Raw genomic sequence first — 13487 nt, 5'->3', positions numbered from 1 at the left:
TTAGTTGCTTACTAAGTTGAAGTGCTGAACTTTATTGCATTTAGGCAGCCAAATAATAAATGTAAAGTTAATATTGATTTTACACTGAACCAAATCGGTATTACCCACTCATATATTTGTTAAAACAATTAAAGGGTATGCTAAGGAGAAATATCTGTGCAGTATTGGATCCCAAAAGCACTTGCAGTAAGTGTATTGGTAAGTTTATCAGGGTGTAGTGTATTTATTAATAAGGCACATGACGAGCGTAATTATCGTACGCATGAGCCTGTAAAAGCACCAGCGTCGTTATCTCAACCAGCTCAAGACCCAGTTTATAAAATGGATGTAGGTCAATACGACAACAATCCTGAAGCTACAAATTACCGCCCACCAGCACAAGTATTAACAATTGCTAAAGGCAGTTGGGTAGAAGAGACAGATAAACAAGCGCGTATTTATTTTGATAAAAACGATGGCATTGCTGATTTAGATGAGTTTCTTTGGGATACGATTAAATCTGTCCTAGCTGATAATAATGCAGGAACTACTAAAGAAGATAAGCTACTTGGTATTATTGAAACTGATTGGTACTCAATCATTAAAACCGAAGAAGGTTTTTGGTGGTGGGGCGATGAAGTTAACGATGATTTAGAAAAATTCAGATTCACTATTGAAGAAAAATCACATCAACGCACTGCGTCTTTACGTGTAGAGCTGATTGATTTTAAAGGTGATAAAACGCTAACAGACTTACTCAAGCAGCAGCTAGAAGTACGTGCGCTTAACCAAGTAGTAAGCGAGTTTGATTACCGTTACCGTCAACTTGAAGTTGATATGCGTAAACGCCAAGGTATTATTTCTCTTGAAATGGGCTTTGATAATAAAGGTAATGCAGCACTTGTAACTGAGCAATCTTACGACGCTGTGTTTGACCGTTTCTCTGGGTTTTTAGAGCGCTTGTCGTTCTCTATTGTTGAAATTAACCCAGATACGGGCTTAATTACTGCAGATTATACTAAACCAGAAACAAGCGTTTGGGATTCAATTTGGGGTGATGACGTAGCTCAACTACCTATTGATGAAGGCCAATACCAAATTTTAGTAAGCAAAACTAAAGAAGGCGGTACTAGCTTAACGTGGATGGATGATAAAGGCGAAACGCTTGAGCCAGGTACTATGAATGGTTTACAACAAGCATTAGAAGCAGCACTCATTCAGCGCGGCATTAAAATTTAAATAATAATAAGTTTTACCACAAAAAGAGCGCTATGCTCTTTTTGTGGTTTTTATAGGTTAAACAATATGTCTCAGCTACCTGAACGTTCACACTATACGTGGCGCACTTGGTTTACTTTTTTGGTTCCTTCGTTAATTGGTGTGTTTTTATTTATGACACCCATTAGTACTTCGCAAGGGATGACCATTCCTATTGCAGTTATGGCAAAAGCGGTTCAAGCAATGATGCTTGGCTCTGCTCAAGCAATTATTACCCTCATTATTTGTATTACAGGGGTTATTTCTGTAATTACTAAAGTGTTTAAACCCGCCGCTATATGTAACTCACCTTTGTTAAAGCATTTATTTGATGTGAGCTGGACATGGCTGGTGGTACGCTTATTTGGTATGGCGTTTGGTTTAATGACGTACTTAAGCCTAGGCAGCGAGATGATTACCTCGGCCAATACTGGCGCGCTGGTATTAAATGACTTATTGCCTGTGTTGTTTTCGGTATTTATTTTAGCGGGCTTATTACTGCCGCTATTAATTAACTTTGGTCTATTAGAGCTTGCTGGTACGTTAATGACCAAAGTAATGCGCCCTGTATTTGGTGTACCAGGCAGAAGCGCGGTAGACTGTACTGCGTCGTGGTTAGGTGATGGCAGTGTGGGTATTTTGATGACTGCAAGGCAGTACGATCAAAAGCATTATACACAACGCGAAGCGGCTATTATTGGTACTACGTTTTCAGCGGTTTCAATTACATTTAGTTTAGTGGTGCTTGGGCAAGTTAAACTTGAATACCTATTTGCACCGTTTTACGCAACGGTATGTTTAGCCGGTATTGTTGCCGCTATTATTGTGCCGCGATTACCGCCACTGCGCTTTAAAAAAGACTTACTCATTGATGGCACTGAGCCAGATAGAGACGCTGAAACAATTCCGGGTCATAAAACTTTATTTGGCCATTCGTTAGATGTTGCACTAGCTAAAGCAGATAACTCAACGGGTGTTAAAGGCACTATAAAAGAGGGCGTACATAATGCGCTTGATATGGTGTTTGGTGTGTTACCTGTAGTAATGGCGGTAGGCACATTTGCACTGATCATTGCTGAGCATACGCCTATATTTCAGTATTTAGGTATGCCGTTTGTGCCATTTTTAGAGCTATTGCAAGTACCCGAAGCAGCCGCTGCGTCGCAAACTATTATGGTTGGTTTTGCTGATATGTTTATTCCGTCAATATTAGCAGCAGGGACTATTGAAAGTGATGTAACGCGCTTTATTATTGCCGCAATGAGTGTAACTCAGCTTATTTATATGTCTGAGGTAGGTGCACTTTTACTTGGCAGTAAAATACCGGTAAATATTTTAGAGCTATTTATTATATTTATTTTGCGAACGCTAATTACTTTACCTGTTATTGCGCTAATGGCGCATTGGCTAGTAGGCTAAATTAGCAAAAATATGATTTAGCGAATTGGTATTATTGAAAAAGCCCTGATTGATCAGGGCTTTTTTGTGTCTGTTGTATTTTTTATATTGGCGTTGGACTTTATAAACTCCTGTTTTGCAGAGAGTCTAATCAGCGCAATATTACCAATGATAATGGCAAAAACAACAGCGACAATAATTACAATATGCCAAGTTTGCATCGCAGTATCACTTAATATTTAGTACGTTTAAGTGTGACCGCTTTGCGCTATAACAGCAATTAATTTACTCAAAAATACAACCAATAACCTTAAAAACGTCTCGCTACCGAAAGCGTTAAAAAGTTAAGCCCAGGGTTTGGCTCTTTAAAGCCTGCGTTTGAATAGTGAATAACGCGAAGGGCAACATTGGTGTGGCCAAAATCGGCTACAAGGCCTATGCGGTCTTCAAATTGGTAGTGAGTACTTATGTTTTTACCGGCAAACTGCGTTTCATCAATTAGTGATATACCAATACCTGCTTCTACATAAAATGGGGTGTTGTTAAAACTAAAAGCAGGAAATTGCAGCACAGGTGACATAGCAAGTACTAGGTTTGATTGTGTTTCATCGCCGTGGCGGTATTCCCACATGTTTACGCTGGTTTCAAAGTAAAAGCGTGCATCACCAATAATGTTTTGCATACCAGGTGCATGATACTGATACGCAAGCTTAACGCCGTTTACGTTACCTTCGCCTTTGAGAAAGTCAACGGCATAACCGTGGTCCGATTGAGCAAAAGCAAGCTTGCCAAAAAGTGAAACTACTAATACAAAAGAGATAATAAGTGTTTTAAGTGACGTTTTCATAAGTGCCAAATGTTCGTTTGATTTAAGTTGATAACTAAATGATAAGGGCGGCCTGTTAACAATTACAATGAGGACAAAATGCCGGTTGTATATGAGCTGTTAATGGAGTTTTCTAACTGCTTGAATTTATTTTATTTATTTGATTGGTGCTAATTGGGCATTAATAAGTTGCTTATTTGTGCCTTTTTTATTGCGTATAGTTCGCGTAAATTACAGCCATCTTAATCACACAGACATATACAATTATGAAACTCTTTAAACTATTCGTTTTAGCCACTGCTTTTTTTAGCAGTTCGTTATTTGCACAAGCTCAGCAATCACCAGATCAGTTACTTGAATCGGTAGCCGACAAGCTTTTTGCAGATATTGGCCAAGTAAACTCAAAAGGTACAGCCAGCAAAGACGCGATGGCTGCCATTGTTGAAAAACGTTTAATGCCACATATTGACGTTAAGTTTGTGTCGTTTAAATTATTAGGTAAACACATTAAAGGTATTGAGCGCGAGCAAGCTGTTCAATTTATAGATGCAGTAGAGCATTACTTAACAGGCACATACGCCGGTGCACTAATGAAGTACACGGGTCAAAAAGTAGTATTTGAGCGTAATAACGCAAAAAGTGACTCTGAGTACGCAACAGTTAATACGCAAATTATTGAGCCAAATGCGCCTACTATCGACTTAAGCTTTAAGCTTCGTTTAGGTAAAAACAATGAGTGGAAAGTATACGATATTGTTGCTGAAGGCATTTCACTATTAAGTGCTAAACAAAAAGAGATTATTCAACGCATTTCTGATGTGGGTTTAGAGCAAGTTATTAGCGAGTTAAAAAGTAAATAGACTATTTGTCTGGCTCTGATTAAGCCCAACTCCAACCTCAAAAACGGCCAATTACTTATGTACTTGGCCGTTTTTATATTTTTGCTAAGGACAATACCAATCCACAGTAATACTTAATCATTTAGAGCAACTAAATAACGAAATTTTTGCCTTGCTATCACACGGTTTTCTACCTCAAAATAAATCACTTAATTAAGCGAATTGGTATAATCCTAAAGGATTGTTGTTATTGCGTAATTTTGCGCTAGCAGCAAAACAAAGGTGTGCTAGAATATCGGCACTTTGATTAAGCGTGGTGTCAGCTTAAAACTGATATAACTTACCACCCCCAAGCCACACTGGAGTTGTGTTGTTTTAATGGAAAATGTACTGATTTGGCCAAAGGAATACCCATTACTTATTAAAGGACTGGTAGAACAAAACGGTGCCTTTATTTTAGATGCTTTGGAAGCTTGGCCTGCTTGTCGTTCTACAAATGAAGACGATGGTGTATGCACCACCGTGCTGCCACCTATTTATTATTTGGCATGGCTAACCCCGCTGGAGCCATTTGAAGAATGTTACTTTCAGCATATCTCTGAATATGACGAAGACGCACAAGCGTATATTAGTGCGGTTAAAAGCCATTACTACGATAATGAATACACCCCTGAAAGCTTAGTACTTATGCTGTGCCAGCGCCTTGAAAAATATGCAAGCGTGGCTGCACAAAATACCATAGATACGCCACTGTCTTTAGTTGATTTATTTTTTAGTAAACGCTACTTCACCTTAATTGAGCATGCGTTAAATAATAAAAGTAAACTCTCGGCAAAGGACACATTAGCGCTTTGGAAAGAAGTTGATTTTAGAGAGCGCCTAAGTGCGTTTATTCCAGAGTCTATTGCTGACTTGGATACCCTTTGTGAACTTGCCAGCGAAAAAGTAGCTGCGGGTAAAGACTATTTTACGCTGCTTACGCAGGTTTCTCCTGATGTTGACTCTGTTGTACTGCTAGAAAAAGCTTTGCTTACTCATTTACGTAAAAAAACAGCTAAGCAAACAATGGCTATGCGTTTTATTGAACAAGGCGCTACTGGTGTACTTGCTGATGAAAACAATAAAACAGCCTTTATGTGGGCCGCCGAAAAAGGCTTTGTAAATGTGGTTGAAACGCTACTTGCAAAGCAAGACAAAAAAGCGACAGATAACTTAGGTAATACTGCGCTTCATTATGCTGTGTTTGCTAAAAATGAGTCGTTAATGGTGCTGCTTATTAAAGCCGGATACGATTTTAGAGCACGTAATAAAGAAGGTTTAAGCTGTTACCGTTTAGCGGTGAGTATTAAAGCTAATAACTTAGTTAAATGTTTAGAGCGTGACTTTGGTATTAAAGAACTTTCGCCAGAAGGGCAGTTCGATCGCATTAAAAAAGTGCATGTGCTACATGCTATTGTGACTATATTGCTGCCTTTACAGTTGTTTTTCTTTTTTGATGAAACCCTCTCAATTAAAAGTGAGCTGACGCTGGGTTTAACTATGACTGCAGTGATTTGTTTTTTCTTTGCGACCACATTAAAGCGCTGTGCGCTATATCCACATATTAAACACCCTTGGGGTTTATTTGTGCTTAGAGGCTTTTCGTTTATTAGCTTAATTGCTCAAATAGGGTTGGCGAGTATTGTGGTGCTAGCTGCCTTGAGCGATTTAGTTTAGCTAGTTTTAAACAATTAATAAAAAACGCGCTTAAAGTAATTTAAGCGCGTTTTTTTGTATATATCGTTTATGGTTAAGCCTTATTTACCGTGCTCATTTGCTGCTTTTTCTTCAGCTAATTCTTCTTTAAGCTTACGGATTTTTAAACCTTGTTCTTGTCCGCGGTGTCTTGCGTAGTAAGTACAGCCAATAAACATTGAAGAGGCAAACACAAGCTCTAACAACACCCAAATTAATTCATCTGGTGCTGCCCACAGCATGGTAAGCCCGTGGATAAAATAAAGCATTACAATAAAGTTAGCCCACGCATAGGTGTATGTGTTGTCTTGAATTATGCCTCTTAGCGGCAGCAGTAAAGGAATGATAGGAAAAAACAATGACACCCAACTAGTATTACCGTCTAGAGGGGGTACAAAATACATCCACAAAGGAATCAGAATAAGTAAACCAACATAGCCAAATAGTGCTGCACGTTGAAATTTTACCGTAATCGGCTTTTTAGCTGGACTGTCAGCTGTAGTCATTTAAGTTTTCTCGCAATGTGAGTAAGGCGTTTACCAACGCTTTGGCATATTTTAATTTCGTCTTTGCTTAGCTGTGCACTATTAGCGCTGCCAGCGACGTGTGTTGCACCGTATGGTGTTCCACCAGTTTGTGTTGCAAGTAGTTCGGGCACATCGTATGGCACACCCATAAGCATCATACCGTGGTGTAATAGTGGCAAAGATAAGTTAAGTAAGGTTGCTTCATTTCCACCATGCATACTACTTGATGACGAAAATACACACGCTGGCTTATCGATTAATTGGCCTTTTAGCCACAAGTCGCTGGTGGTTTCCCAAAAGCTTTTTGCTTGAGAGGCCATCATGCCAAATCGAGTTGGTGTACCAAATGCTAAACCATCGCAATTTATTAAATCATCTTTGGTGATCACAATATCGTGCGCATTTTTAGCCACAAAGGTGCGAAGTAGTGCACTAGCACCTTGTTGCTCTATCGACTCTGCTATCTCGTGAGCCATTGCTTCAACTGAGCCATGGCTTGAGTGATAAAGCACCACAATGGTTGCACTCATTATAAAACGCTTAGTACGTTTTCTGGTGGACGACCAATCGCTGCTTTATTGTTATTAACTACGATAGGGCGTTCAATCAATTTTGGGTATTTAACCATAGCGTTAATAAGTGCATCCTCATTTGTTTCATCTTTCAAATTAAGCGCTTTGTAGTCATCTTCTTTTGTGCGCATCATTTCACGTACGGATGAAAAACCAAGTTGGATTACAAGCGTTGAAATTTGCTCGTGAGTAAGAGGGGTTTTTAAATACTCTACAACACTTGGCTCTATCGCTTTACTTTGCAGTAGCGCTAGCGTTTCGCGTGATTTAGAACAACGTGGGTTGTGGTAAATAGTAACAGACATAAAATGATTCCAAAGTGTGAATTGCGTCTATTTTAGGGTAAGCGCTTGCAGACTTAAAGTCTTGCAAGCTCTTTTTGTAAAAGTCGATACTGGGTAAGTAGTGCTTTTAAACGTTGTTGCTTTACAAGTTCGGTTGGCTCTACGAAGTTAAGTGCTTTTTGTACTTCGTCTGCGGCTTTTAAATAAGCACCGTATTGAGCCAATACATCGGCGTTCGCTTCGTGATATGAGGCTAATTTATCTTGTTTTTTATACGCATCAGCCAGAAGTTGCTTACCTAGGTTATGATCTGGCTTTTCGAGTAAAAAACTTTTCAAAATATTTTCGGCTAGTTCATATTGCTCAGCTTCAAGTGCTGCGTTGGCATAGTTGAGCGTAATTACCTGATTATTAGGGCGATACTGATTTAAATCGGCTAAAAATTTTACGGCTTCATCTGCCTTTTTTTGCGCGATGAGTAAATCGGTATGGGTATCTATATAAAATAGGTTTTTAGGATCGTTTTTTAAAAGCTCGTCTAGTATTGGGGCTGCTTCATCAAGCTTTTTTTGATCAAGTAAGCTAATAGCTAAACCGTACTTTAAAGCGGTGTTATCGTAGCTATTTTCGCGTAGTCGTTTTCTAAATAGGTCTTCGGCGTTTTCTGGTTTGTTGTCGTAGCGCGCAAGCACGCGGCTTTTAGCTAAATTAAACTCAAGACTGGCACTCATATGACGCACAGGAAATTGCTCTGCACGCAAACGTACATCAGATACTCGACTCTCTGGTAATGGGTGAGTAAGTAAAAACGCAGGTGGTTTATATTTATAACGAATTTGCGCGGCAAGTTTAGTTAAAAATTCGCTTGATGCACGAGCATCAAAGCCTGCATTGTTAAGCGTTTGCATGCCTATGCGGTCAGCTTCTTGCTCGGCTGAGCGACTATGCGTTAACTGACTAAAAGCAGATTGTGTTTGGCTGGCAGATATAATCGCAATACCCGCATCTGGTGCAACAACGGTTGCTAATATGCCGGCTATCATACCGGCAATAGTCAGCGCGCTGTTATCTTGTTGTTGTTGTATTCTTCGTGCTAAGTGGCGCTGTGTTACGTGAGCAATTTCGTGACCAAGCACTGAGGCAAACTGACTCTCGTTATCGGCTTGAGCTATTAACCCTGTATGCACGCCTACATGGCCGCCATAAAAGGCGAAGGCATTTATTTCTGAGTTGTTTATCCAAAAAAACGAAAACGGAAAGCGCACGTCATTAGCATTAGCAACGAGTTTACGGCCAATAGTTGTGAGGTATTCATCAAGCACTGGGTCATTTATTACTGGTGATGAGCCTCGTATTTGCATCATCATTACTTCGCCAATGGCTTGTTCTTTTTCGAGTGGCAGTGCTTGTAATGCAGATGTTCCTAAATCAGGAAGCGTAAAGTTGGTTTGCGCTTTTAAAGGTTCGCTTATTAATAAGCTAAACGTAAGCGCAGCACTGCATAAAGTGATAAATGCTGATTTTAGCTGCATTTTATTCCTTGTTAATTTGTTCGCCAATTGCAATTTTGGCTATGTCTATTTCGTCACTGCTTGCACGGCTGTCTTTTTCGCACAATTGGTATAGTTCTTTTATTGTGACTCCATCAAGCTTTACAACGTTCAATTCTCGCTGCAAAAAAGTAATAATTTTATGTACTACTTTGTGTGCATGTAAAATAATGGCTTTATCTGCTTTGTCGCCTCGTTCAAAATAAAAGCCAATAAACTTATGTAACTGACTTATTCTGATCAAGTTTTTCATTGAATGTGGGTCCCACACTCTAAACTCCATAAAGCGATTGTTTTTTATGTATTGATCAACAATAACATCTTTAGCATAAGGCTGTGCCCATAGCTCAAAGCCTCTGTCGGTAAATACTTGGTGCAGCGCAATACGTGGCTTATGTTTGGTATGTATTTCACCTAAGTTATCTTCATAGCCTTCTAATAAATCTAAGTTCCAATTGCGTTTATCTAAAAGTTGTTTAACTGCATTGTCGAACCCATGATCTAAAATTCCTTCTGATTCGCTTATTGATGAGGCAACAAGGTGATAAAAAGGAGGTAGTTCGCCCCAATTAATCTGCTTTTTAAACCAATTAATCTCTTTGAGTGTTGGATTACTTGGTAGTTGCGCTTTATTATGCGTGCCAGGCATTAACTTATCCTTACTGCTAGTTATGTTATAAGGATAAACTATTGCAGGAATTGTTTTAACAAAAAGTTACAACGGTTTGAGTATATAAATACGTAGACCGTAAATATGCGACTTATTATTCATTTACTATACGGATAAAGTAGTTATGGTAGAGCGCGATTTAAAAGAGTTTAAGTGTCCTCAGCAGTTTGTGCAGTTTAAGCTTGCGCTTCGAAGTGCACAGTCATCAAAACAACGCATCACTTTTAGTCTGAACAAAGGTGAAAGTGCGAACGACATTGAACGTTTTTTGCAAAAAAATGCTTATAGTTACAATTTTGATAAACAACGTGGGTTGTTATTAGTGGAGCCATTACATGTTTGAATACGTAAAAACATGGTACGAAAGGAAGTTCTCGGATCCTCATTCGTCTACCTTATTATTTTTATTATTGGTATCAGTTGCCTTACTTTACTTTTTTGGCGCGTTAATTGTTCCTGTGCTTGTTGCACTGGTTATCGCTTATTTACTAGATTGGCCGGTTGTTCATTTAGAGCGTGTTGGCTTAAAACGTTTTACTGCAACAATTATTGTAATGTTGATATTTATTAGCATTATGCTCACTCTTATTTTAGTTATTGGCCCAGTGCTTTGGAAGCAAACCAGTAACTTAGTGCAAGAAACACCGCATATGCTAGAGCAGGGGAAGTCTTATTTAATGGCTTTACCTGAACAATACCCAAGTTTAATTAATATAGAACAAGTACAAGCAATTGTTGCAACCGTAGAAGCTAAAATTATTGAGTTTGGTCAAGCGGTATTATCGTTTTCACTTACGTCTTTAAAAGATGTTGTTGCTTGGCTTATATATTTGGTGCTTGTGCCGTTATTGGTGTTTTTTATGCTTAAAGATAAGCTGGAGCTGACAGGGAGTATAGATAAACTGATCCCGCAGCAACGGCGCTTGATTTTACAAGTGTGGAACGAAATGAACCAACAAATTATGAATTACATTCGCGGTAAAGTATTCGAAATTTTAATTGTTGGTGGTGTGTCTTTCATTGCATTTACTGTTTTAGATTTGCGCTATGCAGCTTTACTTGGTGTGCTTGTTGGCTTTTCGGTATTAATTCCATTTATTGGCGCGGCACTCGTCACTATTCCGGTAGCGGCAGTTGCACTGTTTCAGTTTGGATTAGAAACGCAGTTTTGGACCATTTTAATTATTTATGGAATTATTCAAGCGCTTGATGGCAATGTACTTGTACCGCTGTTGTTTTCTGAGGCAGTTGATTTAAATCCGGTATTTATAATTGTCGCGGTATTATTTTTTGGTGGTTTATGGGGGTTTTGGGGCGTATTTTTTGCCATCCCACTGGCCTCATTAGTAAAAGCGCTAATAACAGCTTGGTCGTCAACGCACGAAGAGATCAGCAAAGAGCTCAGTGAATAGTTAAGCAAACAGACTTTTAGTTTAAAAAAGCATAGTAAACGCACCTCTAGTGCTAATTGATTATTACTCATTACCTGTAAATTTATGTACTATTGGTAATAAGATATATTTTTTAGTAATAAGGTGCGTTTTTTAATGTCTGAGTTTTTATTGCACGATGAGCCAGTAAAACAAGTTTACCTTGATGCAAATGCAACGACCCCTGTGTTGCCTTGTATTGCTGATGTTGTTTCTCATACCATGCAAATATGTTTTGGTAATCCTTCAAGCCCGCATATCACAGGTATTCAAGCCAAGCATTTATTAGAACAAACACGTCAAAAGGCACGCACGGTTATTGGCGCAACTAATGGCGATATCCTATTTACCTCTGGTGCAACGGAGGGTATTCAAACTGCGGTGGTTTCTACATTAATTAATGCTAAAAAGCAGTCTATTAAAAACCCTGTATTATTATATGGCGCAACTGAGCATAAAGCGGTGCCAAATACACTTAAACATTGGAATAGCGTACTTGACGTTAATGCTGAGGTGCTTGCTATTCCGGTTGATAGTAACGGTATTTTAGATTTAGATTTTATCGCAGAGCATATTTATAACGCTTTGATGATTTGCACCATGGCCGTTAATAACGAAACCGGTGTATATCAAGATTTACCCGCTATAGAGCAGGTGATTCGTAGCCGTAACAAAAATGTATCGTGGATGGTGGATTGCGTACAGGCACTCGGTAAACAAGCGCTCGCACTGAGTAATACAACTATTGATTACGCTCCTTTTTCGGGGCATAAGCTTTACGCACCTAAAGGTATTGGCTTTTTATATATTCGTAGTGGCAGTGCGTATACACCTTTTATAGCGGGTGGCGGTCAAGAAAGTGGAATGCGTTCAGGCACCGAAAATCTACCCGGTATTGCAGGGTTAAACAAACTATTTAGTATGTTGCTTGATAAATCAGACGATACATTTAAGCCAATTAGCATACTTAACTCTTATCGAAGCAAGTTACAAAGCGCGATAAAAGACACCTTTGGCGATATTACATTTAATCATGATTTTGCTTATAGCGTGCCTACCACACTTAACTTTGCGGTAAACGACTTAACGAGCAAAGAAGTGATTGATTTATTTGATGCTGCGGGCATTCGCGTAAGTGGTGGCTCGGCTTGTAGTACGGGCGCATCAACAAGTTTTGTTTTAGATGCAATGGGTGCAAGTAAGTGGCAAAGCGAAAACGCGATTAGGCTATCGTTTGGACCTGCTGCAACACAACACGATATTGATGATGCTTGTGTGCGGATTCGCGCTCTTAAAGCAATACTTCAGGCTAACTGTTTAATTGTATCTGATAGCACTACACCACAACAAGAAGTGTGCGCACTTGGCCTTACTCAGTTTAGGCACCAAGGAGCATGTAGTTGGCTTTATGTAAGCGATGATAAGCGCGCAGTTATAATAGACCCGATTGTTGAGCTTATTCCGCGTTTTGAAAAAATAGCCAATACACAAAACTTAACTATATCAGCGGTGCTTAATACTCATCTGCATCAAGAGCGAGAGTCAGCGACTAATTTATTAACCAGCGTTCTTGCATCAAGAGTTGTAAAAGGTGAGGTTGATGCTTTAGGTTGGCCACTAAATGCAGAAAGTATTAGCTTAGCAAATGACGAACTTGAAAAAATAGCGACACCTGGGCACAGCAAAGATAGCGTAAGTTATTTATTAAAAAATAGTAATGGCGAAACGCGTTATTGTTTTTGTGGTGATTTAATTTTGCCTGCAGGGCTTGGCAATACATCGCTTATAGGTGGGGATGCAAAAGCAATGGCACGCTCTATTTTAGCAATAAGCGAGCAACTTAATAGCACCAGCATTATTTGCTCAGGGCACGACTACCAACAATGTTTTGCCATGAACTGGGCTGTACAACAAAACCAAACGCCATTACTCAATGCGTTAGTAAGCGGCAGTATTTCAGTTGATGAATTTACAATACAAAAGCAGCAGTACGACGCTTCAAAGCAAGTAAATAACACGCAATTGTGTGGTTATGTAAATGCATTGCCTGAGATTGATACACAGCAATTAAATTTTGATGACGCTAAAGCAATGTTAAACACCAGCGATGTGTATTTAATAGATACTCGGGAGCCGTATGAACATGGAGCAAATAATGTTGCTCAGTTATTTAATACACTTGATAAAAAAACATTAAATATACCGCTTAGCAGAATGGCAAATGCGGTATTTGAAGGGCAGTTAAGTAAAAATAACAACTATATTTTATTATGCCGCAGTGGTAACCGCTCAAAGATTGCTGCGAGCAATTTAATGCAGCTAGGATACAAAACTGTTTATAACCTAAGTGGTGGGCTAGCGCTTAGTAATTAAGCAAAGATTTTAATTTATACAAAATCGGCTTTAGAGCCGATTTTTTGT

Annotated in this window: 14 protein-coding genes; 7 read left to right on the top strand and 7 right to left on the bottom strand. The window is 39.0% G+C overall.

Annotated elements, in window-relative coordinates; genetic code table 11:
* The first annotated feature begins 156 nt into the window (after positions 1-156).
* A complete protein-coding gene (gene bamC, locus H5117_RS17925) occupies positions 157-1218 on the top strand; it encodes an outer membrane protein assembly factor BamC (RefSeq protein ID WP_039487313.1) in 1062 nt (353 codons plus the stop codon).
* 66 nt (positions 1219-1284) lie between these two features.
* Entirely contained in the window at positions 1285-2655 is a 1371-nt protein-coding gene (locus tag H5117_RS17920; protein ID WP_138489349.1) for a YjiH family protein, read from the top strand.
* 53 nt (positions 2656-2708) lie between these two features.
* Here H5117_RS17920 and H5117_RS17915 read toward each other — a convergent pair whose 3' ends face one another.
* On the bottom strand, positions 2709-2855 hold the full coding sequence (locus tag H5117_RS17915) for a DUF2897 family protein (RefSeq protein ID WP_182738814.1): 147 nt from the start codon (positions 2853-2855) through the stop codon (positions 2709-2711).
* 89 nt (positions 2856-2944) lie between these two features.
* Complete coding sequence (locus tag H5117_RS17910; RefSeq protein WP_182738813.1) at positions 2945-3481, bottom strand: acyloxyacyl hydrolase; 537 nt, start codon at positions 3479-3481, stop codon at positions 2945-2947.
* Between the two features lie 245 nt (positions 3482-3726).
* Between H5117_RS17910 and H5117_RS17905 the strand changes: the two genes are divergently transcribed.
* Complete coding sequence (locus tag H5117_RS17905) at positions 3727-4320, top strand: phospholipid-binding protein MlaC (RefSeq protein ID WP_024595677.1); 594 nt, start codon at positions 3727-3729, stop codon at positions 4318-4320.
* 357 nt (positions 4321-4677) lie between these two features.
* Positions 4678-6015 (top strand): ankyrin repeat domain-containing protein, encoded by a 1338-nt coding sequence (locus H5117_RS17900; protein ID WP_182672817.1) that lies wholly within the window; start codon positions 4678-4680, stop codon positions 6013-6015.
* 80 nt (positions 6016-6095) lie between these two features.
* Here the strand turns inward: H5117_RS17900 and H5117_RS17895 are convergent, their stop codons facing one another.
* The 5 genes from H5117_RS17895 to H5117_RS17875 are packed head-to-tail and all read right to left on the bottom strand — an operon-like array spanning position 6096 to position 9615.
* Positions 6096-6539: a DUF2069 domain-containing protein gene (locus H5117_RS17895; RefSeq protein ID WP_024595679.1), complete on the bottom strand. Its 444-nt coding sequence runs from the start codon at positions 6537-6539 to the stop codon at positions 6096-6098.
* Positions 6536-7090 (bottom strand): NAD(P)H:quinone oxidoreductase, encoded by a 555-nt coding sequence (wrbA, locus tag H5117_RS17890; protein WP_002961459.1) that lies wholly within the window; start codon positions 7088-7090, stop codon positions 6536-6538. Before wrbA ends, H5117_RS17895 begins: the two co-directional genes overlap by 4 nt.
* Positions 7090-7437, bottom strand: a complete 348-nt coding sequence (gene arsC, locus H5117_RS17885) for an arsenate reductase (glutaredoxin) (protein ID WP_024595681.1) — start codon at positions 7435-7437, stop codon at positions 7090-7092. Before arsC ends, wrbA begins: the two co-directional genes overlap by 1 nt.
* 53 nt (positions 7438-7490) lie before the next feature.
* The gene (locus tag H5117_RS17880) at positions 7491-8948 is read right to left on the bottom strand and encodes a M48 family metalloprotease (protein ID WP_039487326.1); all 1458 of its coding nucleotides are present in this window, start codon (positions 8946-8948) and stop codon (positions 7491-7493) included.
* Position 8949: 1 nt separating this feature from the next.
* A complete protein-coding gene (locus H5117_RS17875; RefSeq protein ID WP_024597628.1) occupies positions 8950-9615 on the bottom strand; it encodes a hypothetical protein in 666 nt (221 codons plus the stop codon).
* Between the two features lie 145 nt (positions 9616-9760).
* Between H5117_RS17875 and H5117_RS17870 the strand changes: the two genes are divergently transcribed.
* The 3 genes from H5117_RS17870 to H5117_RS17860 all read left to right on the top strand — a co-directional run bounded on the left by H5117_RS17870 (position 9761) and on the right by H5117_RS17860 (position 13439).
* Positions 9761-9979, top strand: coding sequence for a sulfurtransferase TusA family protein (locus H5117_RS17870; protein WP_002961455.1), 219 nt, complete (start codon positions 9761-9763; stop codon positions 9977-9979).
* Complete coding sequence (locus tag H5117_RS17865; protein ID WP_182738812.1) at positions 9972-11048, top strand: AI-2E family transporter; 1077 nt, start codon at positions 9972-9974, stop codon at positions 11046-11048. The genes H5117_RS17870 and H5117_RS17865 overlap by 8 nt, the downstream gene beginning before the upstream one ends.
* Before the next feature lie 135 nt (positions 11049-11183).
* The gene (locus tag H5117_RS17860; protein ID WP_182738811.1) at positions 11184-13439 is read left to right on the top strand and encodes an aminotransferase class V-fold PLP-dependent enzyme; all 2256 of its coding nucleotides are present in this window, start codon (positions 11184-11186) and stop codon (positions 13437-13439) included.
* Positions 13440-13487: the final 48 nt, after the last annotated feature.

It is taken from the genome of Pseudoalteromonas sp. SG45-1 (genome assembly GCF_014164135.1).
Lineage (GTDB): Bacteria > Pseudomonadota > Gammaproteobacteria > Enterobacterales > Alteromonadaceae > Pseudoalteromonas > Pseudoalteromonas distincta.
The sequence above is the reverse complement of the archived record's forward strand: the minus strand, read 5'-3'. Positions and strand labels throughout refer to the sequence as shown.